Annotated in this window: 20 protein-coding genes; 17 read left to right on the top strand and 3 right to left on the bottom strand. The window is 71.3% G+C overall.

The annotated features are described in order from the left end of the window. Position 1 precedes the first annotated feature (1 nt). The gene (locus tag Pme01_RS17110) at positions 2–1,885 is read left to right on the top strand and encodes an ABC transporter ATP-binding protein (protein ID WP_168116020.1); all 1,884 of its coding nucleotides are present in this window, start codon (positions 2–4) and stop codon (positions 1,883–1,885) included. On the opposite strand, the gene Pme01_RS31550 is transcribed toward Pme01_RS17110, so the two are convergent. Continuing rightward, positions 1,870–2,004 carry a hypothetical protein gene (locus Pme01_RS31550; RefSeq protein WP_275408538.1) on the bottom strand — a complete coding sequence of 45 codons (135 nt, stop codon included), beginning with the start codon at positions 2,002–2,004 and terminating at the stop codon, positions 1,870–1,872. The two genes, Pme01_RS17110 and Pme01_RS31550, sit on opposite strands and share 16 nt — an antisense overlap. Before the next feature lie 20 nt (positions 2,005–2,024). Between Pme01_RS31550 and Pme01_RS17105 the strand changes: the two genes are divergently transcribed. The 3 genes from Pme01_RS17105 to Pme01_RS17095 all read left to right on the top strand — a co-directional run bounded on the left by Pme01_RS17105 (position 2,025) and on the right by Pme01_RS17095 (position 3,769). Continuing rightward, a complete protein-coding gene (locus Pme01_RS17105) occupies positions 2,025–2,582 on the top strand; it encodes a DinB family protein (RefSeq protein ID WP_203935688.1) in 558 nt (185 codons plus the stop codon). A 166-nt stretch (positions 2,583–2,748) separates the two neighbouring features. After that, positions 2,749–3,156 carry a hydroxyphenylacetyl-CoA thioesterase PaaI gene (gene paaI, locus Pme01_RS17100; RefSeq protein ID WP_168116019.1) on the top strand — a complete coding sequence of 136 codons (408 nt, stop codon included), beginning with the start codon at positions 2,749–2,751 and terminating at the stop codon, positions 3,154–3,156. 136 nt (positions 3,157–3,292) lie between these two features. After that, on the top strand, positions 3,293–3,769 hold the full coding sequence (locus Pme01_RS17095; protein WP_168116018.1) for an IS5 family transposase: 477 nt from the start codon (positions 3,293–3,295) through the stop codon (positions 3,767–3,769). 158 nt (positions 3,770–3,927) lie between these two features. Here the strand turns inward: Pme01_RS17095 and Pme01_RS31545 are convergent, their stop codons facing one another. After that, on the bottom strand, positions 3,928–4,062 hold the full coding sequence (locus Pme01_RS31545) for a hypothetical protein (RefSeq protein ID WP_275408537.1): 135 nt from the start codon (positions 4,060–4,062) through the stop codon (positions 3,928–3,930). Between the two features lie 43 nt (positions 4,063–4,105). On the opposite strand from Pme01_RS31545, the gene Pme01_RS17090 reads away from it, so the two are divergent. The 13 genes from Pme01_RS17090 to Pme01_RS17030 all read left to right on the top strand — a co-directional run bounded on the left by Pme01_RS17090 (position 4,106) and on the right by Pme01_RS17030 (position 19,000). Then, positions 4,106–4,276, top strand: coding sequence for a hypothetical protein (locus Pme01_RS17090; RefSeq protein ID WP_168116017.1), 171 nt, complete (start codon positions 4,106–4,108; stop codon positions 4,274–4,276). Then, positions 4,273–5,472: an RNA-guided endonuclease TnpB family protein gene (locus tag Pme01_RS17085; RefSeq protein WP_168116016.1), complete on the top strand. Its 1,200-nt coding sequence runs from the start codon at positions 4,273–4,275 to the stop codon at positions 5,470–5,472. The genes Pme01_RS17090 and Pme01_RS17085 overlap by 4 nt, the downstream gene beginning before the upstream one ends. A 229-nt stretch (positions 5,473–5,701) precedes the next feature. Beyond that, the gene (locus Pme01_RS17080; RefSeq protein ID WP_168116015.1) at positions 5,702–6,325 is read left to right on the top strand and encodes a maleylpyruvate isomerase family mycothiol-dependent enzyme; all 624 of its coding nucleotides are present in this window, start codon (positions 5,702–5,704) and stop codon (positions 6,323–6,325) included. 361 nt (positions 6,326–6,686) lie between these two features. Next, positions 6,687–9,005 (top strand): ATP-binding protein, encoded by a 2,319-nt coding sequence (locus tag Pme01_RS17075; RefSeq protein WP_168116014.1) that lies wholly within the window; start codon positions 6,687–6,689, stop codon positions 9,003–9,005. A gap of 93 nt (positions 9,006–9,098) precedes the next feature. After that, the gene (locus Pme01_RS17070; protein ID WP_168116013.1) at positions 9,099–12,566 is read left to right on the top strand and encodes an ATP-binding protein; all 3,468 of its coding nucleotides are present in this window, start codon (positions 9,099–9,101) and stop codon (positions 12,564–12,566) included. Beyond that, complete coding sequence (locus Pme01_RS17065; RefSeq protein WP_168116012.1) at positions 12,526–13,788, top strand: CHAT domain-containing protein; 1,263 nt, start codon at positions 12,526–12,528, stop codon at positions 13,786–13,788. The genes Pme01_RS17070 and Pme01_RS17065 overlap by 41 nt, the downstream gene beginning before the upstream one ends. Next, entirely contained in the window at positions 13,785–14,612 is an 828-nt protein-coding gene (locus Pme01_RS17060) for a hypothetical protein (RefSeq protein ID WP_168116011.1), read from the top strand. The genes Pme01_RS17065 and Pme01_RS17060 overlap by 4 nt, the downstream gene beginning before the upstream one ends. A 52-nt stretch (positions 14,613–14,664) precedes the next feature. Next, positions 14,665–14,826 (top strand): hypothetical protein, encoded by a 162-nt coding sequence (locus Pme01_RS17055; protein ID WP_168116005.1) that lies wholly within the window; start codon positions 14,665–14,667, stop codon positions 14,824–14,826. 457 nt (positions 14,827–15,283) lie between these two features. Continuing rightward, positions 15,284–16,996 (top strand): ATP-binding protein, encoded by a 1,713-nt coding sequence (locus Pme01_RS31070; RefSeq protein WP_239088286.1) that lies wholly within the window; start codon positions 15,284–15,286, stop codon positions 16,994–16,996. Between the two features lie 42 nt (positions 16,997–17,038). Beyond that, positions 17,039–17,473 carry a roadblock/LC7 domain-containing protein gene (locus tag Pme01_RS17045; RefSeq protein WP_168116009.1) on the top strand — a complete coding sequence of 145 codons (435 nt, stop codon included), beginning with the start codon at positions 17,039–17,041 and terminating at the stop codon, positions 17,471–17,473. A gap of 2 nt (positions 17,474–17,475) precedes the next feature. Then, positions 17,476–17,847, top strand: coding sequence for a DUF742 domain-containing protein (locus Pme01_RS17040; protein ID WP_168116145.1), 372 nt, complete (start codon positions 17,476–17,478; stop codon positions 17,845–17,847). Further along, on the top strand, positions 17,825–18,406 hold the full coding sequence (locus Pme01_RS17035) for a GTP-binding protein (protein WP_168116008.1): 582 nt from the start codon (positions 17,825–17,827) through the stop codon (positions 18,404–18,406). Before Pme01_RS17040 ends, Pme01_RS17035 begins: the two co-directional genes overlap by 23 nt. Before the next feature lie 27 nt (positions 18,407–18,433). Then, positions 18,434–19,000 (top strand): GAF domain-containing protein, encoded by a 567-nt coding sequence (locus Pme01_RS17030; RefSeq protein ID WP_168116007.1) that lies wholly within the window; start codon positions 18,434–18,436, stop codon positions 18,998–19,000. Here the strand turns inward: Pme01_RS17030 and Pme01_RS17025 are convergent, their stop codons facing one another. Further along, complete coding sequence (locus tag Pme01_RS17025) at positions 19,001–20,200, bottom strand: acyl-CoA dehydrogenase family protein (protein WP_168116006.1); 1,200 nt, start codon at positions 20,198–20,200, stop codon at positions 19,001–19,003. Positions 20,201–20,954 lie beyond the last annotated feature (754 nt).

Below are 20,954 nucleotides of genomic sequence, written 5' to 3'. Positions count from 1 at the left end.
GATGGACATGGAAGTCACGGCATGGAACTCGCTGTACCACGCGATGAACGCTCAGGAGGACCGGCGCCCGTTCTCCCGGCAGACGCTCCGCCGCATCGGCGGGTTCGCCCGCCCGCACCGACGGCAACTGGCCTGGTTCCTCCTGCTCAGCGTCGTGACGGCGGTGCTGGCCGTCGCCACTCCGGTCCTGGCGGGCCGGATCGTCGACGCGATCGTCCACCGCGCGGCGGCCAACGTCGTCGTGATGCTCGCGGTGCTCATCGCGGTCATCGCCGTGGTCGAGGCCGGCCTGGGGCTGCTCAACCGGTCGCTGTCGGCGCGCATCGGCGAGGGGCTGATCCTCGACCTGCGTACCGCCGTGTTCGATCACGTACAGCGCATGCCGGTCGCGTTCTTCACCCGTACCCGTACCGGCGCCCTCGTCAGCCGGCTCAACAACGACGTCATCGGCGCGCAGCGGGCGTTCAGCGACACCCTCTCCGGGGTGGTGGGCAACATCGTGGCGCTGGTGCTCACGCTGGTCGTGATGATCGGGATCTCCTGGCAGATCACGCTGCTCGCGCTGCTCATGCTGCCGGTGTTCGTGCTGCCGGCGCGGCGGATGGGCGGCCGGCTGGCCCGGCTGGAGCGCGAGGCGGCCACCCACAACGCGTCGATGAGCACTCAGATGACGGAGCGGTTCTCGGCGCCCGGGGCGACGCTGGTGAAGCTCTTCGGCCGCCCCGCCGAGGAGTCGGCGGAGTTCGCGGCGCGGGCCCGGCGGGTACGCGACATCGGCGTCCGTACCGCGATGGTGCAGTGGGTCTTCGTCACCGCGCTGACGCTGGTATCGGCCCTCGCCCTGGCGCTCGTGTACGGCCTCGGCGGCCTCTACGCGCTGCGCGGACAACTGCAGCCGGGCGCCCTCGTCGCCCTCGCCCTGCTGCTCACCCGGCTGTACGCGCCGCTGACTGCCCTGGCGAGCGCGCGGGTCGAGGTGATGAGCGCGCTGGTGAGCTTCGAGCGGGTCTTCGAGATCCTCGACCTCAAGCCGCTGATCGAGGAGAAGCCGCAGGCCCAGCGGGTGCCCGAGGGGCCGGTCGCGGTCGAGTTCGACCGGGTCGACTTCGCGTACCCGTCTGCGGACAAGGTGTCGCTCGCGTCCCTGGAGGAGGTCGCCAACCTCGACACCCGCGGCGGCGAGCAGGTCCTGCACGGTCTGTCGTTCCGGGTGGAGCCCGGACAGATGGTGGCCCTGGTCGGGTCGTCGGGCGCCGGGAAGTCGACGATCGCGCAGCTCATGCCGCGCCTGTACGACGTCGGCGGCGGCGCGGTACGCCTGTCCGACGTGGACGTACGGGACCTGACGGCCGACTCGATCCGCGACACGCTCGGCATGGTCACCCAGGACGGGCACCTGTTCCACGAGTCGATCCGGTCGAACCTGCTGCTGGCACGGCCGCAGGCGACCGACGAGGAGCTGTGGGAGGTGCTGAGCCGGGCCAGGCTCGCCGACCTCGTCGCGACGCTGCCCGACGGGCTGGACACCGTCGTCGGGGAGCGCGGGTACCGGCTCTCCGGGGGCGAGCGCCAGCGCCTGACGATCGCGCGGTTGCTGCTGGCGCGGCCACGGGTGGTGATCCTCGACGAGGCCACCGCACATCTGGACTCGACGTCGGAGGCGGCCGTCCAGGAGGCGCTGGGCGAGGCGCTGGCCGGGCGGACCGCCGTCGTGATCGCACACCGGCTGTCCACCATCCGCGCCGCGGACCAGATCCTGGTGGTCGAGGATGGCCGGATCGTGGAGCGCGGCACCCACGCGGACCTGCTCGCCGCCGGCGGGCGGTACGAGGAGCTGTACCGGACCCAGTTCGACCAGAGCCCGACAAGTCAGGTGGCCGCCTGACCGGCCACGCGGCCGAGCCGTCCGGCCATTGAACGGACGTGCTCGGCCAGCTCCGGCGGCTCGAGGACCTCGAACTCCACGCCGGTCTGCCATCGATTGCGGACCGATACTGTCCTCAATGCGTCCTAGGGTCGTGGACATGACTATCGACTGGAACTCCGAGCTGGTCGAGCAGCTCGACTGGCACTGGCAGAACTTCCTGCGGCCGCGGCTGGACGGCCTCACCGACGACGAGTACCTCTGGGAGCCGGTCGGCGGCTGCTGGAACGTCCGTCCGCGCGGCACCAGCACCGCCCCGATCGCCGCCGGCGGCGGGGACTTCACCATCGACTTCGCGATGCCCGAACCGCAGCCGGCGCCGGTGACGACGATCGCGTGGCGGCTCGGCCACATCATCGTCGGGGTGCTGGGAATGCGCGCGGCCTCGCACTTCGACGCACCGGCCATGAACTACGAGACCTTCCCGTACGCCGGGACCGCGGCCGAGGCGCTGGCTCAGCTCGACACGGTGTACGCGGCGTGGCGCGACGGCGTGCGGGGCCTCGGCGCCGACGGGCTGGCCCGGCCCTGCGGGCCCGCCGAGGGTCCGTACGCCGAGCATTCGCTGGCGGCGCTCGTGCTGCACATCAACCGCGAGGTGCTGCACCACGGCGCCGAGGTGCTGCTGCTGCGGGATCTGTACCGCAGCCGCGCCTAACCACGTACGTGCCGGTCGACGAAGCCGAGCACGGTCTCTGTCACGCCGACCACCTTAGGTCGGACCCGGTCCGCGGACGGAGGTCGGTGCGCGTAGAAACGCTGTTAGCCTCGGCCCCATCCGGTTCGAGATCGACGCCGGGGCGTTGCGGCGACGGGAGGCGGCCATGGTGGCGACCGGGCAGGACGGTGGCGCGGCGGCGATGCTGGCGGCGGACCGGGCGTCCGCCGCCCTCGGCATCGAGCCCGTCGACCTTGCGCCGGGCCGGGCCGTGCTGCGCATGACGGTGACCGAGACCATGATCAATGGACACGGCATCGCCCACGGCGGATACGTCTTCCTCTTCGCCGACAGCGCGTTCGCCTGCGCCTGCAACTACCCGGGCTCGGTGACCGTGGCCGCCCAGGCCGAGATCGACTTCCTGGCACCGGTACGGGTGGGGGACGTCTTGGTCGCCGAGGCGGTCGAGCGGGTGCGCCAGGGCCGCAGCGGCATCTACGACATCACCGTGCGGCGCGGCGACGAGGTGGTGGCCGAGTTCCGCGGTCGCAGCCGGACGCTGCGGGCACAGTGATGCTGCGGGCACAGTGATGCTGCGACGCGGCCGCGGGGGCCCCGACGGCGCCGGCGCTCTCTCACTGAGTGTGTCCCTATTCCTCAAGTCGCACGCCCGGCTGCCGAACTGGGTGTTAGTGCCGTACGCGACTGACTTGACCGATGCCCAGTGGGACCTGCTCAAGCCCGTTCTACAGTCGCCAGGGAAGCGTGGCCGGAAGTTCAAGGACGACCTGCGGCCGGTGGTTGACGGGATGCCGTACGTGGCACATACCGGTTGCCAGTGGCGCTACCTGCCGGAGTCGTTCGGTCCCTGGACACGGGTGTGGTCGCAGTTTCGGCGCTGGTCACGCAACGGAACTTGGGCGCGGCTGCTGGCCGTGCTGCACAAGGCGGCTCGACGTGCCGCCGGTCGTACAGAGGAGATTCCGTCGATGGTGGTCGTCGACAGTCACCTAGCGCGCGGATCCTCCAACGGGGGCGCGACGTTCCACGACCGGGGCGGCCCGTACGGGCGGACGCTGGGGGCCAAGCGTGTGGTCGCGGTGGACGTGACCGGACTTCCGGTGGGCGCCGTGGTGGTGCCTGCGTCCACCCACGAAAACGACGCGACCGCACAGCTGCTCGGCTAGCTCGCCGCGGTCGGGGCGGCCGACCGGCTCGAACTGGTCCTGGTTGACCGGGGCACCACAGAGCGCGCGGCCCGAGAGATCACCCGGGCGCACCAGGTTGAGGTGCGCCGGGTCGGGTGGCCGGACAAGTCGCCGGTGTTCCGGCCGATCGCGTACGCCTAGCGGGTGGAGGTGGCCCACGGCAGGCTGGGCCGGTCGCGACGGTTGGCGAAGTCGTTCGAGAACACGACCGCCTCGGCGACCGGGTGGCTACAGGTCGCGTGCGTGGCGACCGTGTTGCGGGCGCTCGCCACAGGCTGAATGTTTTTGTCGGTGCCCGCTGGCACCATCCGGCCCATGCCCAGACGCCAGGCGCGTACCGAGCCACTGCGCTCGCACACCGGTATGCCCTTGACGCGTGAGGTGGCGTTCAAGTTCGCTCTCGACCCGACCTGCGACCAGTCCCGGCAGCTGCTGGCCCACGCCGGGGCGGCCGGTTCGCGTTCAACCACCATCTCGCGCGGGTGAAGGCCAACCTCGATCAACGCGCCGCCGAGCGCACCTATGGCGTTGCCGAGGCGGACCTCACGCCGTGCCTGCCGTGGAGCAAATTCTCGTTCATCAACGAGTTCAACGCCTGGAAAAACGGGCACCTGGCAACCAGCCCGACCAACGCCGACGGCAGCCGCGGCCTGGCATGGCGCGGCGAGGTGTCCTCCGACGTGTTCGAGTGCGCATCCGTCAACGCCGCCCAGGCGCTGGCCAACTTCTCCGACTCCCGCAGCGGGAAACGGGCCGGCAAGACGACCGGATTCCCCAGGTTCAAGCCCAAGCACAAGTCGGTGCCGTCGTTTCGACTGCGCAACCGGGCCATGCCCGGTAAGGCCCAGCAGATTAGGGTCGCCGGTTCGAAGAGCCTTCGGCTGCCCACGTTCGGAGACGTTCGCGTGCACGGCTGCACCAAGAAGCTGCGCCGGATGCTGGAGGCGGGACGGCTGCACCTGTACGCGGCGAGTATCCGGTTCGAGCGCGGTCGGTGGATAGTCGCGTTGATCGGGCTGGCGGCGCCGTTTCACCCCCAACGTCGCTCGCCCGCCGGGCGCCACCCGGTGCCGGCAGGTCTGGACGTCGGGGTGAAGGCGCTCGCCGTGGTGGCCGACGCCGACGGGCGTGTGCTGCACGCGGTGGAGGGGGTGAAAGCACTGCAGCGCGCACAGGCTGCACTGCGGCGAGCGAACAAGACCTACGCGAGAACCAAGCAAGGCTCGGCAGGCCGTTGCAAAGCAGCCGCGCGGCTCGGGAAGGTCCATGCCCGGGTCGCGCACCTGCGCAACAACCTCGCCCATCAGCTGTCGCACCAACTGGCGACCACGCTCACCCGGCTCATCGTCGAAGACCTCAACATCGCCGGCATGAGCCGGCTAAGGTGGCTGGCCCGGTACGTCGCCGACGCCGGACTCGGTGATCTGCGGCGACTGCTCACCTACAAGGCCGCCTGGTACGGTCTCGACCTCGTTGAAGCCGACCGGTGGTTCCCTTCGAGCAAGACCTGCTCCGGCTGCGGCACCGTCAAGGCCAACCTCAGCCTCACCGACCGGGTGTTCGCCTGTGGCTGCGGGCTGGTCCTCGACCGCGACGTCAACGCGGCGGTCAACCTCGCCCGCTGGGCACCGGCACCAGCAGTCGGACCATCTGCTTCACCGCCGCAACCTGCGGACGCCTGACACACGTACCGTGTCTGCACCCGCATGCAGCGGGAAAGAGCCGACCGCCACCCTGCACCACCAAGACCCTGAACAGGGGTTGGGGCCCTGGATCGGAACCGGGAGAAGACCCGCCGTCAAGGAACGGCAGGCGCCCGGACGGCAACCAAGAACCGGCCCCGGCTGGGGCCAGTCAAGAGGAGCCGGTGTGAACCCGAATAGGGACACACGCAGTCAGTACACTCCGGGCATGGCGATCGAGGATCGACTCACGACACTCGATGAACTCTGGTCGGCCTGGAAGGAACACGGCCGGTCGATGACCGACGAGCAGTGGGCCCGACCGACCCGCCTCGGCGACTGGGACGTGCGCAGCCTCTACGCGCACCTCGGCGGATGGGTCTTCGGATTCTCGATGCTGGTCGGCCAGGTCCGCGACGTCGATCCCACGCATCACACCGCCGCCGCGCTGCTGCGGGAGTTCAACCGCCCGGACGGTCTCGCCACATCCCGTGCGGACAAGGTCGCGGCCGGGGCGCGCGAGGATGCGGCCGCCTACAGCACGGCTCAGATGATCGAAACGTTCGCCACCGTCGGCCCGACGGCGATCGCAACCGCCCGGCGACTCGGCCCGGTCGTGATCGACTACTTCGGCCACGCCATGCTCCGCCTCGACGAGGCGGTCAGCATCGGCATCGTGGAGGCGACCGTCCACCTGCTGGACCTCCAGCAGGCGCTCGGCGCGCCGCCGGAAGTGCCCGCCGCCGGCCTGGCGCACACCGCGGCGGTTCTCGCGGAGACGGCGCCGCCGGTGGACTTCATCGAGGCGGCGACCGGCCGGAGCGCGGCCGGGATCTTCCCCATCATGACCTGAAAAGCCTGTCGCGCGGGTGACAGTCGGTACAGCGCCAGCGGCCGTTGGTGCCAACTCCATCAATTGATCGGCTTAGGTGCCGCTGGACGACGTACCGATTACTCATCCAAAGGTACCAATGCCCTGGCTTGTGGTTGCGTGGCCGCTGCATGATGTGGTGATCCAGCCACGAGGAGTGCAGATGCGTACCCTTTCCGGGTGGAAGCCGGCGTCATTGATCCCTCTCCTCTTCTTCGTCGTTCCCCTGCTTTTTCTCGGCGTCGTGACTCCGCGTTTTGCCATCGTCCTCGCGAGCATTTCCGGTGCGCTTGTGATGTACGCCGTGCTGACGGTGGTACGGAGTGAACGTCTGGCTCCGGCCGTGTCGGAAGTGCCCGGCGGCCTTCGGCGCACGTTCGGCAGCCCTCGCCGGCAGCGCGTCGTACCGGCCGAACTGCCACCACCGCCCGGCCTACTGGAGGGCCGGGACGCCGACATCGAGCGGGTGCTGGATCACCTGTACCGGCCCGACGCCGACGACGGGCCTCGACTGATCGTGGTGCACGGCGAGCCGGGAATCGGTAAGACGGCTTTCGTGACAAAGGTGGCACACCTGGTGGCCGATGCTTTTCCGGACGGCCAGCTACTCGTCCGGTTCGACGCGCGCGGCGACGGTCTCGCGGAGGATCCGCTCGAACTGTTCGTGACGGCGCTCAAGGGTCCGAGGGACGAGGCGCCGGAGGCGTCGGAGCGCGAGCGGTGGTACCGCGACCGTACCCGCGACAAGCGCATCCTCGTCATTCTCGACAACCTCAGCGACGTCACCCGAATCGGGCCGCTGCTGCCTGCCGGCCCGGAGTGCGTCGCCATCGTGACCTCGACAACTCCATTGCGGGTACGGCAACGGCAGCTCGACGTGGCGCTGGGGCCGCTGCCGCCCGAGGCCGCCACGCGGCTGCTCGACAGGCTGCTCGGAGGAGGACGGGTGGCGGCCGAGCCGAGGTACGCGTCGCGGATCGTGACCGCCGCAGCCGGGTACCCGATAGCCGTTCACATGGCCGGCACCGTCCTCGCGGTACGCAAGAACTGGACCCTGGAGATCGCGGTGCGACGGATGAGGGAGGGGGACGGAGGCGGGCGGCGCGGCGGCCTGGCTCCCTTCGCCGGCGTTCTCGACCTCGCCTTCGCGCTCCTGACCGAGCAGGAGCGGAGTGCCCTGGTCCTGCTCGGTCTCCTCGACGACCGTCGGGTCGAGCCCTGGATGCTCGCCGCGCTGTTCGAGGGCGCTTTCCCGGAATCCACCGGCGTCACGCCGGCCGAGGCGGGCCGCCTGCTCGACCGGCTCGCGCGGGCGCGCTTCGCCGAGCGGCGGGTGGACGACAGCTCCGGCCTGCTGATGTTCCGGGTGCCGGTGTACGTCCACGCGTACGCCGGTACCCACTCGGCCCGGATGCTGACGCCCGGCCAGCGCGACGGCGCCCGGTGGGCGCTCGACTACGACCGACGGCGACGGGCCGAACGCCGGGCCGAGGACGCGCTGCGCGAGACCGTCTACCGGTACCTGGACTCCGGCAGGCTCGACGATGCGTTGACCACCGCCCGGGAGTCCCTGGCACTGGCCAGGGAGCGAGCGTCGACGCTGGCCGAACACGAGGACGCGACGGCCGGCGTCGAGGTGGGCCTGACGCTCGCCGCACTCGCTGAGCTGTACGCCGAACTCGGCTGGATCGACGAGGGCATGACGTGCGTGGACGAGGCCAAGGAGTGGGGCTGGAGCTCGCCGCACGTATTGGCGCGGGCCCTGCGGGTCTCGGGAACCCTGCGCCAACGACACCGCCTGGTCGCGGAGGCCACCACCGATCTGCTGGAGGCCCTCCGGTACGCCGAGGGTGCCGACGACCGGATGGAGCAGGTTCGCGTGCTGCGAGAACTCGCGTCGGCGCTGGCTCTGAGCAGCGTGCCCGAAGAGGGGACGCGATACGCCGAGCAGGCCCGCCAGCTGTGCGCGGACGGGGGCACGCCGGGCACCCGGCACCTGCCGGGGGTGCTCCTGGCCGGCGCCAAGGTGCTGCATGCCCGTACGGCGTTCGCCCCGGCGAGCGCCGCCCTGTCCGAGGCCGAGAGGCTCACCGCCGATCCGGACATCGGCCAGCAGCTCTGGCGGCCCTGGATCCGGCTCGAGCATGCCCGGCTCCTGCTGAGCTGGGGCCACGCCGACCCCGGTCGGCGGCTCACCCTGCACGACCAGAGCCGGCGGCTCAGCCTGTCGGCGCTGGAGGGGTTCACCGCGCTGCGGCACCGGTACGGCTGCGGGCACGCCCGGCTCGCGCTCGGACGCGCGTACCTCGCCGAGGGGAAGGTCGACAAGGCGATACCGGTCCTGGAGGAGAGCCGCGGCACCTTCCGCCGATGCGGGGACCGTTGGATCGAAGCCGACGTGGCTGTGGCGTTGGCCGACGCCTACCGGCGCGACGGGCAGGGCCAGTTGGCGGTCGACCTGCTGGCCGCGGCGGAGCAGACCTTCGCGAAGCTGGGCGACGTCGACAGCCTGACGACCGTCGGCCATCTACTGTGGACGTACGAGTCCTCCCTTCCTCCTGAGCCGCTGATCCCCCGGTCGGCGCACAGGGAACGGGAGTCTGCCGAGGGGCCGCCCCCACTCGCCTCCGCATCCCGAACCGTCAACTGGCCGCTGTCGTAACCGACCGAACGGGATACCCCTGTGTCTCTACGCTGGTCTCTGCGGACGTGGCGGCGGCGTCTGCGGCCCGTGCGCACCCTCCTCGCCGCCGCCGTGGGAACGCTCGCGACGATCCTGAGTACGGTCTACGACCACGTACCGGGCAGCCTGCAGGTGGCGGCGCTGGTGACGATGGGCGTGTTCACGGCGGCCGCGGTGATGCTGGTCGACTCGCCGCCCGAGGAGAGGTACGGGCTGCCGGGGGACGGCGTGCGCCCGGCGGGCCGGCGCCGGAGCGCCGCCCGGGGCAGGCGCGCCGGCCACGGGCCGGGTCGTTGGCGATTCCGGATGCCGCGCCCGGGCTGGCTGGGACCGCGCAAGGTCGTACCGGCGCTGCCGCCCCGGGACGCGCTCTTCGACGGGCGCGACCGCGAGTTGAAGGACCTGATCCGGCTGCACGACAGCCAGCGGCGGGCCCGCACCACCCGCCGCCCACCCGCCTGGCGGGCGCTCTGGCAGGCGTTCCGCCGGTGGGTGCAGGGGTGGCGCATTCAGGGATGGCGCGCTCGTGGCTGGGGCGATCAGGGGCTGCGCGGCCAGGGATTTCGCTGGTTCCGCCGACCGGAACCCGGCCAGGCCACCGGGCCGGTCGTCCTGCTCATCCACGGTAAGCCCGGGGTGGGCAAGACTGCGCTCTCCGACGAACTGGCCCGTCGGCTCGCCCCGCAGTACCCACACGGCCAGGTGTTCGTGAACCTCGGCACCGGCGGCGCCGCACGTACCCCGAAGGAGATCCTCAAGAACTTCCTGATAGCGCTGGGGTGGAGCGAGAGCATGCCCGATTCCACCGTCGGGCGAGCCATGATCTTCCGGTCCCTCACCGCCAAGAAGAAGATCCTGTTCATCCTCGACGCCGCCCGCCACGCCGACCAGGTCCGCCACGTGATGCCCAGCGATCCGGCGGCCGCCGTCATCGTCACCAGCCGCCGCGACCTGCTCTGGTTCGAGCTACCGCCCGCGTCCTCGTACGCCCTGGACCTGCCGGATCCCGACGACGCCCTCGACATCTTCCGGACCGTCTCCGGCACCGACGAGAGCACGCGCCCCGAGTGCGCCGCGGAGATCGTGGAACTGTGCGGGCGGCTGCCCCTCGCGATCCGCGCCGCCGCCGAGCGGGTCTCCAACGACGGTACGGACATCTGCCACATCGCTGGTCTACTGCGCTCCCCCAGGACCCGGCTGACCTGGCTGGACCAGCCGGGTCGCCCGCTGCGGGCACACCTGCAGACCGAGTACGACCGGTTGCTGCCGGCCGAGCAGCGCGCCTTCGCCGCGCTGGCGCTGGTCCCGTCGTCGACGTTCGTGCCCTGGGTACTGGGCCCGTTGCTGGAGGTACCAGCCAAGCAGGCGGAGGCGCTGATCGACCGGCTGGCGGCCGCGGAGTTGCTTGACGACCTCGGCACCGACGAGTCGTCCGGCGTGGCCAGGTACGGGTTCCACCCGCTGGTCAGGCTCTTCGCCGCCGAACGGGCCGCTGCGCTGCCGCCGGACGAGCGGGCCGCGGCGCAGGGCCGGCTCGCCGAGGCGTACCGCGACGTGATCACCGCGGTGCTGGACGAACTCGACGGGGTCTCCCGGCAGCGCCCGGAGTCGCAGTGGCTGCCGCACGACTCGACGCTGCCCAAGCGGCTGTCGGTCCACCCGGAGAACTGGGTTCGGGCGGAGTACCCGAACCTGCTCCGGGTCATGGAGCTCGCGAGCAATGATCCCGACCACCGCGACCCGGCCCTCTGCTGGCGCATCGGCACCTGGCTGGGCGGCTGCGTGGCGGCCGAGGTGAGCCCCGAGGAGACCCTGGACGCGTACGCCCTGGCGGCCCGGGCGGCCGAGGCGGACGGCAACGACCTCGGACTGGTCGACGTACTGCTGGCCAAGGGCACCTTCCTCGTCGCCATCGAGCGCTACCGGGACGCCGAGAACTGCCTGGCGAAGGCCGCAGATTTGGCAAGCGGGCTCTGGGCCAGAACCGCCGACCGGGCCGGCGGCGACCAGCGAACCCGGTTCGACGCGGCCCAGCGCATCACGGTGGCGACCCGCAAGCTGGGAGAGGCGTACCTCCAGGCCGCCTGCTACCGCCACGCCCTCGTCGAACTGGACCGGGCGTTCACGATGGCCGAGGCCGTCGACGACCGGCAGGAGCAGAGACTGCTCCAGCTCCTGCTCGCCGACGCGCACCACGTCGACACCCCGGACGCCACGTACGACCACCTGCTCGACGCCGAACTGCCCGATGCCACCAGGTTCCGCGTCTTCCTGTCGCTGGCCGAGGCGGCTCGCCGGCGCGCCGAATGGCGCAGCGCGGAGGACTACCTGGGCCGGGCCCTGCGGTTCGTGGAGGGCGATCTGCGCCGTATGGCCACCGTGCGGTACCGGCTGGCGCGCCTCCTCCTCGACGAACACGGCGCCGCGGCCGGGAACGCCGACGCCGACCGCGGCGCGGCCGCCGACGTGGCGGCCAAGGCAGTGCGGCGGGCCGCCACCGCTGCCGTCACCTTCCGGCAGATGCACAACGAACTCGGCGTTGTGCGCGCACACAGCCTGCTCACCCGCGCCATCCTCGCCATCGGCCGTCCGGTGGAGGCGGAGCACATGGCGCGTACCGCTGAGGCCGAACTCGCCGCGCTGCGCCGCTCGGGCGAGAAGGCCGAGGTGCTGTCCCCGCTCGCGGCGCGGCTCGAGCGGGCCGAGGGAGAGCTTCGCCTGCACGCCGGTGACCTACCCGGCGCTCGCCAGCTCATGATGGAGTCGGCTACGACGCTGGGCGAGCACCAGGACTGGGCCGCGCTGAACAAGGTGCTACGCAGCCTGGAGCGGCTGGGCCGGCGCGTGCCGGTCCCGTCGGCGGCCGCCCGGCCGGGCGGGCCGGCTCTCGAGGCCGCAGTCTGGAGCGGCCGGGTACCGCTTCCCGCGGCGCCGGTCGGCGGCCCGGTCACGCTGTCCCCCGCCGCCGCGGACGGCCTGGCCGCGCACCTGGGCGACCTCGTCGCCGGCCGGGTACAGGCCGGGATCCGGGACGTGCTGGTACCCCCGGCGCCGGTGACGTTCCGCGGCGCGGTCGGCACCGGCCTGGCCGGCGACGGGGTATCGAACGTGCCGTCGCCCGACGGTGACGCCGCGCCGGTGTGGCGGGTGCCGGTCGGCCGGGTCTGCGAGCTGACCGTGCTGGTGACGACCGGGTACCGCGCCTTCGCCGAGCACGAGCGTGACCGGCCGGCACTGGCCGAGCTCCGGATCTGGCTGCCGTTCGCGGTCACGTCGGGTGACAGCGCCGCCGAGGTCGACCTCACGATAGTGATCGACGCCCCGCTGGTCGACGTGCCGGACAGGCGGCTGGAGACCAGGTGCCGGGTCGACGGCGGCCTGGTCCGGCACCGGACCACCCTGCGCGTCGAGCACCCGGACTCGTACGACCTCCGCGTCGCCCTGCTGTCCTCGGGCCGCCTGGTGCAGGCACTGCCGATCGAGCTGATGGCGGGCGGTGATGACGAATCCGATGGACGCCCTGACGGCGCAGCGGCCTGACGTTACGGTCTACACCACGCACGACACCCGGGGTCCGGTCCTCGAGCTGACGGCTCCGCTCGTCGCCGAGCCGCTCTCGGTCCGGCTGAAGCGGCCGGATGTGGTCCGCGAGCGGTACGCCAGACTCGGCCGCGGCATCGCCGCGGCCACCTCGATGATCGGGGGCGGGCGGCAACGGATCGAACTGGCGACGGCCGGCCAGGTGTTGGCTGACATCGCGGAGGCCGGGCAGGTTTTCCTCGGCTACGCACTGCGCGACCCGCTGGCCGACGTCAACAACCTGGCGAGCTTCCTGCGGGCCGCCTGCCCGACATGGCGGAACGGACAGGCCAGGGTCCCGCTCATCCACGCCGTCGCGGAACCGGACGACTACTTCCCCTGGGAGCTGCTGCCGCTTTTCGAGCCGTCGGCCACGGTCGAGGTACGCGACCAGCCGGGGCTGGAGGACGCCGCCCGGGTGTTCCCCGGCTTCGCCACCGTGGTGGAACGCTCCACCCCCGACCGCGTGCCCGACGGTCTGTTGCTCAACGGGTGGAACCGGCTGCCGGTACGCGTGATCTACGACGCCAACCTCGACGGCGCGCACGCCGAGGTGGGCTTCTTCCGGGGCAGGGGGCGGCTGTTCCGGCTGGAGGGCCCGTACCCGAGGGACGTCACCGACACCGGCGCGCCGACACTCGCGCAGCAGCTGTGCGACCCGGCACTAGGCGTCGACGGCGCGCGCCGAAGCTACGCCGACCAGATCGTCCACTTCGCCTGCCACTGCGAGGCCGACGGCGGCGACACCGCGACGTTCGCGTACCGGCTGGCCGACGAGCGACGGCGGGGGCTGGTCATCCTGCTCGACAAGCTCGTGGGTGAGCTGGTGCGGCGCTCGCCGGCCGGCAGGCGAGCAGACAAGCCGCTGGTCTTCCTGAACGCGTGCGGCACCGCCGTGATGGATCCGGCGAGCGCCGCCTCCCTGCTCAAGCCGTTCCACGACAACCGCAACCGGGGCATCATCGGCACCGCGGCCAACGTGCCGGACCGGGTCGCCGCCGAGATCTCGAAGCACTTCTACACGAACCTGACCGGCAGGGCGCAGACCGTCGGGGAGGCGCTGCACGGGGCGAAGTGGCGCCTGCTGGAGGACCGCGGAAACCCTCTCGGCCTGCTCTACGGCATCCACGCCGCCGCCTCGATCCGGGTCGCTCCGATCACGACACTACAGGGGGTCCGGTGAACAGTCTGGTCAACAGCCTGTGGCACGAGGCGCGCGGCAGTTTCGAGCGGCTTCCGGTCTGGCTGCCGGGTACCCCGATGAGCCTCGGCGATGTCGGGGTCTTCGACGAGTCGGGCTGGACCAAGCAGACGACGCTGGCCGAGTTGGGGGTCAGGTTCTCGGCCGACCCGGCCGGCGAGCCGGTCGACTACGACTACAGTTCGCACGACGGGGCCCAGGTCAGCACCCGACTCGCGGCGGCCGGCGCGCCGGCGCTCGGCGTGGTCGGTGCGGCCGGCGCACCGGCGCTGGGTGCGGTCGGCAATGGCAACCTGGAGATGCACGTCCGCTTCTCGCGGCAGGGCGCCTTTGTACTGAAGGCCGGCGCGGTCACGGTGCGACGCATCGCCGACCAGGCCGGGGTGGACGAACAGATCCTCGAGCGGTACGGGCAGGGCCGCTGGCGACGCGAGTGGGTACTGGTCAGCGAGGTGGCCCGGGGTGGCCCGTCGATAACCATCGTTTCCGGCAGCGACGACGGCGAGGCCGTCATCGACCTGGGCGCAGCGGGCCCCACCGGGAGCCCGCTGCTGGCCGCCGGATTCGGTGTGAGGTCGAGGAAGGGCCTGGCCGCGGCCTTCGTCACCGCGACGGAGGCAGCCCTGTTGTGGCGCGGCCGTCGCGTCTACGACCCGTGGTGGTCCTCAGAGCCCAAGCTGGTGGACCGCGGCGGCGTCCCGCGCGGCGGCGAGACGCCCGGCGATCCCGACGGCGGCGGCCCCGACCACGGCGGCCGTCGGGCGGGGCACCTGGCGGAGGTCGAGTACCCCGAGGACCTGCCGTAGCCCGACAGCGTCGTCAGTCCCGACAGCGTCGTCAGTCCCGACAGCGCCGTTCATGCGCCCGCAACCGGGCGGAAAACGCGACCCGGACCATGTCGGCCCGTACGCCGGGCAGATCGACCGGTCCGGGAAGGCGCTGGGCAACTTCCCGCAGGCGTTCACCCGTCCGGCCCTGATCAGCGCCGTGGCCAACCTCGACCGGGCGCTGGGGCACTGATCGGCTGGATCGCCGAGTGCGGCCCGGGGACGTGTCCGGTCCTGCTGAACATGCACCGTACGGGTGAATCCGACACCTGCTCAGACGCGGACCGAGAGGCTAGGGTCAGTACCGGTGACGACCAGGGGTACCCGAGCCGTATCTGTGAGCGGGAGTGCCCCCGTTGACGACCACGTCCACAATGGTCGTTCGGGTTCGCCTGTGCGCCAACCACATCACTACACTGCTGCCATCGAAATATTGAACTGCCCCCTTGCAACACAGAGTCAAGCACCGTGACCCTGTTGTCGGGCCGGCCCCTGTAGCGAGGACGCTGATGTCGAAACTCTCCTCACCCAACGCGCATGCGGTTCGCCGGGGTGGCGGGCGCTATGCCAGCCCCCCCGCCCGCCAGGTACAAGCCGAGGGCGGCATAAGATCCCGCCTGCTGTGGGCCGCTGTGCTCCCGGCGACCGTCATGGCTCTGCTCGGGGCGGGCACGGTGGTCTATGTGATGACCACCTCCGGGGCCGCGGTGCCGGTCGCGACCCAGGTCGTGCTGGGCGCGGCGGTCCTGACGGCCGTGGCCGTCCTGCTCGCGGCCGCCGCCCAGGCCGGCGGGGTCACCCGCGCGCTGAACCGGAGGGTCGGTGCCCTGCGGTCGTCGACCGCCCGGGGCCAGGCCGAGCTGCAGCGGCTGCTCGACGCGCTGAACAACGGCGAACGCCCCGCCCTGCGCGGCGCGGAGTACGTACCCGCCGACGCCGGCGACGTGTTCGCACTGCTGGAGAACGACCTGAACCAGGCGCAGCTGGCCACGCAGGCGGCGGTCGTCCGCGCCTCCACCATGACCCCCGCCGGCCGGTCCGGCCAGCAGGTCGAGGTGTTCGTCAACCTCGCCAGGCGGCTGCAGTCCCTGGTGCACCGGGAGATCCAGCTCCTCGACGAGCTGGAGAACGAGGTCGAGGATCCCGACCTCCTCAAGGGCCTGTTCTACGTCGATCACCTCGCCACCCGCATGCGTCGGCACGCGGAGAACCTCGCGGTGCTCGGCGGCGCGGTCTCGCGGCGCCAGTGGAGCCGGCCGGTGGCCGTGACCGAGGTGCTGCGCTCGGCCATCGCCGAGGTCGAGCAGTACTCGCGGGTCAAGCTCGTACCGCCGATCGAGGGCACCCTGCGCGGTCACGCCGTCGCCGACGTCATCCACCTGTTGGCGGAGCTGGTCGAGAACGCCACCAACTTCTCCCCTCCCCACACCAACGTGCTGCTGCGCGCCCAGAGCGTCACCTCCGGCCTGGCCGTCGAGGTCGAGGACCGCGGCCTGGGCATGTCGTTCGCCGACCAGGACCGGGTGAACAACCTGCTCGCCGACCCCGACCGGGTCGACATCGGCGAGCTGCTGCGCGACGGCCGCATCGGCCTGTTCGTGGTCTCGGCGCTCGGTCGCCGGCACGGCCTCGCGGTGCGGCTGCAGGCCAACATCTACGGCGGTACCCAGGCCGTCGTGATCCTGCCCCACGGGCTGCTCGGCGGGGAGCCGGAGCACGAGGCCCGGCAGCAGGTGGCGGCGCAGCAGGTGATCCAGGCGCCGCCTCCGCAGCAGCCGGTACCGGCGCTGGCCGCCCACGCCACGGCGGCGATCCCGGCCGAGGCCCCGACCACCCCCGGCTACGGCCACAGCAGCGGCCCTACCCAGGTGGTACGCCCGGTCATGCGGGAGCCGTCGCCCGCGCCGGTGGTGTCCGTCCCGACGACCCCCACCAGCGACCCGGGCGCCGGCGGCGCGAGCTACGGTGCCGCGAACCACGGCGGTGTGAACCACGGCGGCGCGAGCTACGGTGCCGCGAACCACGGCGGCGTGAACCACGGTGCCGCGAACCACGGCGGCGTGAACCACGGCGGCGTGAACCACGGTGGTGCGAGCATGGGTGCCGCGAGCATGAGCGGCGCGAGCATGAGCGGCGCGAGCCACGGTGCCGCCAGCCCCAGCGACCGCCCGCAACTTCCCCAGCGTCACCGGCAGACGCACCTCGTGCCCCAGCTGCACCAGGCCCCCGCGCCCCGGCCGGAGGAACCGGTCGCCGGCCACGACCCCAACCTGATGGCCTCGTTCATGCGCGGCGTGAGCCTGGCCGACAGCGGGGCCGACGACGAGGACGGCCACCACGGCCGTACGGACGGCATCAGCTGACCAAGCCTCATCCCCCATTCCCCCAAGGAGGATCCACCTATCATGCTGAGCGACGTCCCCCCAGGGCAGGCCGCGGATCTAGCCTGGCTGCTGACCGGCCTGGTCCAGCGCGTTCCCCATACCCTAAGCGCCCTGCTGCTGTCCTCCGACGGCCTGAAGAAGGCCGCCCACGGCCTGGATGCCGACAGCGCGGACCATCTGGCCGCGATTGCCTCGGGGCTGTTCTCGCTCGCGCGCAGCGCCGGGACCCGCTTCGGCGGCGGTGACGGGGTTCGGCAGGTGGTGGCCGAGCTCGACGACACCCTGCTCTTCGTCTCGACGGCCGGCTCCGGCGCGGTGCTGGCCGTGCTGGCGGCCCGCGGAGCCGACGCGGGCGTTCTCGGGTACGAGATGTCGCAACTGGTCAAGAGCGTCCGTCCGTACCTCGCCACGCCCGCGCGGCATACCGTCGGCATGCCGGGCAGCGCGATCCGGTGAGTATGACGGGGCCCCAGGACGAGCTGTGGCTCGACGACGATGCCGGGCGCCTCGTGCGCCCGTACACGGTGAGCAACGGGCGCACCCAGCCCACCGCCAAGCTGGATCTGCTGTCCATGGTGATGGCGACCGGCCGGGTGCCCCGTGCACACCTGGAGCCCGACCACGCCCGGGCCCTCGGCCTGTGCGCCGGCCCGACAACGGTCGCAGAGATCGCGGCACACCTGAAACTGCCCGCGGTCATCACAAAGGTGCTGCTGTCCGATCTGGTCGACTGCGGAGCAGTGAGTACCCGAGCCCCCGGCTCTGCCGCCGATTCCACTGATCGTTCTGTTCTGGAGGCACTTCTCGATGGCCTACAACGACGGCTCTGAGCCGTTCCCGACGGCGCTCAAGATCCTGGTCGCCGGTGGGTTCGGCGTAGGCAAGACGACCTTCGTCGGCGCGGTGAGCGAGATCGAACCCTTGAGCACGGAGGAGCTACTCACCACGGCGAGCGCCGGCACCGACAGCCTGGCCGGGGTGGAGAACAAGTCGACGACCACCGTGGCCATGGACTTCGGCCGCATCACGATCGACCCCAGGTACGTCCTCTACCTGTTCGGCACGCCCGGGCAGGAGCGCTTCTGGTTCATGTGGGACGAACTGTCCAACGGCGCGCTGGGGGCGGTCGTCCTGGCCGACACCCGCCGGCTGGAGGCCTGCTTCGCCGCCATCGACTTCTTCGAATCCCGAGGCATCAACTTCCTGGTGGCGATCAACCAGTTCGACGGCGCGTTCCGCTACGACCCCGAGGAGGTACGGCTCGCTCTGGACCTCAAGCCCCACGTCCCGGTCGTCACGTGCGACGCCCGCCAGGCCCGCTCCGCGACCGCCGCGCTGGTCGCGCTGATCCAGCACCTGCTCGGCGCCGCCACCTCCCGATCCGCCTGAAATCCCCCACCAGATACGGAGCCTCTCATGAGCTACGACCCCGCCGACCACCAGCCGCTGACCCCCGTCGACCCGGAAGCGCCGCACCGGGTGAACCGGCTGCGCGAACTCGGTCTCGGGGAGAACCCCGACCCGGAGTTCGACGAGTTCGCCCACAAGCTGGCCCGGATCACCGGCGCCCCGTACGCGATGGTCAACTTCATCAGTGAGGACCGCCAGTACTTCGCCGGACTGCACACGCCCTCGTCGGGGCAGGCCAGCACCAACGTGGAGAGCGGGGCCAGCGGGGAGCCCGGCCGCGTGATGGCCCGGGACCACGGCTACTGCCCGCACGTGGTGGTCCGGCGCAAGGCACTGGTGCTGGACGACGTCTGCGACTACCCGCGGTTCGCCGGCAACCCGGTGGTCGACGAGATCGGCATCCGGTCGTACCTGGGTGCCCCGCTCATCGACCACACGGGTACGACCCTCGGCACGATCTGCGTCGTGGACACCGAGCCCCGCCCGTGGGGACGGCCGGGGCTGGAGACCATCAAGGCGCTCGCCGCCGAACTGGTGGAGCGGATCAACCAGCGCGACGGACGGCTGGACTAGTCAGGACGCGGCCGCCGCCCCCACCACGGCAGCGGCGAGCCGCTCCGACCACTGCCCCTTCGACATGCCCAGCGCCACCTCCCCGAGCCGGAGCAGCTGCACGTCGGAGGTGCCGGCCGGGGCAAAGATGTGGTGCGCGTCGCGGAGGTACCGCTCGATCGGGCGGTCGGGGTAGAGCCCGCACGCGGCGTGCACCTCCATCGCGTTGCGCGCCGAGTCCAGGGCGTACTCGACATTGATGAGCTTGGCGTTCATCAGCTCCGCGTCGCAGGGCAGGCCCTGATCCAGCAGGTGCACCGCGTGGTAGGCGGCCAGCCGCGCGGTCATCAGGCGGGACTGCATCTGCCCCAGCTTCAGCTTGATCGAGGGCAGGTCGTACAGCGGCTTGCCGTAGCGGTGCTGCTCGGCGACGAACCGGGAGGTCTCCTCCATCAGGGCCTGGTGGATGCCGAGCGAGACGGCGGTGAGGTTGGCCCTGCCGTACAGGACGCTGGAGGAGTACGCGACGGCCAGGCCGTCACCCTCGGCGCCGAGCAGGTTCTCCACCGGGACCCGGCAGTTGTCGAAGATGAGCTCGCCGAAGCTGAAGCCGTGCAGGCCCATGGCGGCGCGGTGCGGCCCGAGCGAGAAGCCCGGGCGGTCCGACTCCACCAGGAAGGCCGCCAGGCCCGTGGACCCCGGCCCGGTGCGTACGACGACGCCGTGCAGGTCGCCGACGTGGCTGTTGCCGACGAACACCTTGCGGCCGTTGAGGATGTAGTCGTCCCCGTCGCGTACCGCGCTCGCGGTCATGCCGAGGACGTGGCCGCCCGACTGCGGCTCGGTGACCGCGATGGTGGGCAGGCAGCTTCCGTCCGACACCGCGGGCAGCCAGGCCTTCTTCTGATCCTCGTTGCCGAAGTGCACGATCTTCGCGACGCCCAACTGGGATGCCTGCACCATGGCGCCCATGGCGCCGCTGACCCGCGACAACTCCTCGATGATGATCGTCTTCGCCAGGTGACCCAGCCCCATGCCGCCGTACTCGGGGCTGATCGTGACTCCGATCCAGCCCTGACGTGCGATCAGCCGGGACAGTTCGTACTGAACCGTCCGGGACGCCTCCATCTCCGGTACGCGGGGGCGTACCTCCGCCTCGGCGAAGGCGCGGACCTCTTCCCGGAGACGCTCGTGACGTTTCGTGGTGAAGTAGTTGTCCATCAACAGACCCCTTCGTGAGTCGCCTGCCGGCCCGGACCGGCATCGCGGTGGCGCCTCGGCCCAGGGCTCGCGGAGTCCTGGTCATCGCCGTAGCAACACGTTCCCGGGTTGGTAGCCGACCCATCGGCGCCCGACGGGTCGGGTCGGTGCACACGGAGAGCCACACCTTGCTGTCCCGACCACGCTGTGCGGTGGAGCTCGGCCGGCGGCACCGCCACGAAGGCAGCGAGCCGGGCGCCCGTCCCGGACGGACCGAAGCATAGTAACGGCGGCGCATCGGCCGCCTGTCACCGTTTCGAGGTCACGAGTGGGAAAACCTTGCCGCGCAACGGATCTGGCGGCAGTCTCCAGCCGGGGCGACGACAACGGCCCGCGAAGGTGGGCCGCTCGCCATCCTTGATCCCCGACTCGCACAACGCTGATCGTATCGATGAGGATGCGTAACGTCACCCCTCTATCGATAAGTGACACACGAAACCGGTCACGCGGGTCGGAAATCGCTGAGTTTGCAACGCCGTACAGTTATTGAGTTGCTACCCTTGGTGTTCGTCTATTTTCTACAGTTCTATTTGGACCACCGCCATGCGTTCCAGCACCCGGCCCCTGACGTCATACCGTCAGCGTCCACTGTGGGGGATGTTCCCGCGGGCGCGCTCACGCGGGCCACTGCCCGCCCCGCCGGCGCGGCGGCGCTGCCCCAGGCCCACCGGATCGGCATACGGTAGGCGTGGGGAGCCGACTGCGCCCGACGGGA

Source organism: Planosporangium mesophilum, from assembly GCF_016863255.1.
Taxonomy (GTDB): Bacteria; Actinomycetota; Actinomycetes; order Mycobacteriales; family Micromonosporaceae; genus Planosporangium; species Planosporangium mesophilum.
This window is presented reverse-complemented; position numbering and strand designations above follow the sequence as displayed.

Excerpts from the sequence above, each read along its gene's own strand:
- Pme01_RS17110 (WP_168116020.1), top strand. The coding sequence starts at position 2 with ATGGACATGGAAGTCACGGCATGGAACTCGCTGTACCACGCGATGAAC.
- Pme01_RS31070 (WP_239088286.1), top strand. The coding sequence starts at position 15,284 with ATGGCTCTGCTCGGGGCGGGCACGGTGGTCTATGTGATGACCACCTCC.
- paaI (WP_168116019.1), top strand. The coding sequence starts at position 2,749 with ATGGTGGCGACCGGGCAGGACGGTGGCGCGGCGGCGATGCTGGCGGCG.
- Pme01_RS17040 (WP_168116145.1), top strand. The coding sequence starts at position 17,476 with ATGACGGGGCCCCAGGACGAGCTGTGGCTCGACGACGATGCCGGGCGC.
- Pme01_RS17055 (WP_168116005.1), top strand. The coding sequence starts at position 14,665 with ATGCGCCCGCAACCGGGCGGAAAACGCGACCCGGACCATGTCGGCCCG.
- Pme01_RS17065 (WP_168116012.1), top strand. The coding sequence starts at position 12,526 with ATGACGAATCCGATGGACGCCCTGACGGCGCAGCGGCCTGACGTTACG.
- Pme01_RS17030 (WP_168116007.1), top strand. The coding sequence starts at position 18,434 with ATGAGCTACGACCCCGCCGACCACCAGCCGCTGACCCCCGTCGACCCG.
- Pme01_RS17105 (WP_203935688.1), top strand. The coding sequence starts at position 2,025 with ATGACTATCGACTGGAACTCCGAGCTGGTCGAGCAGCTCGACTGGCAC.
- Pme01_RS17035 (WP_168116008.1), top strand. The coding sequence starts at position 17,825 with ATGGCCTACAACGACGGCTCTGAGCCGTTCCCGACGGCGCTCAAGATC.
- Pme01_RS17090 (WP_168116017.1), top strand. The coding sequence starts at position 4,106 with ATGCCCAGACGCCAGGCGCGTACCGAGCCACTGCGCTCGCACACCGGT.
- Pme01_RS17045 (WP_168116009.1), top strand. The coding sequence starts at position 17,039 with ATGCTGAGCGACGTCCCCCCAGGGCAGGCCGCGGATCTAGCCTGGCTG.
- Pme01_RS17025 (WP_168116006.1), bottom strand. The coding sequence starts at position 20,200 with ATGGACAACTACTTCACCACGAAACGTCACGAGCGTCTCCGGGAAGAG.
- Pme01_RS17080 (WP_168116015.1), top strand. The coding sequence starts at position 5,702 with ATGGCGATCGAGGATCGACTCACGACACTCGATGAACTCTGGTCGGCC.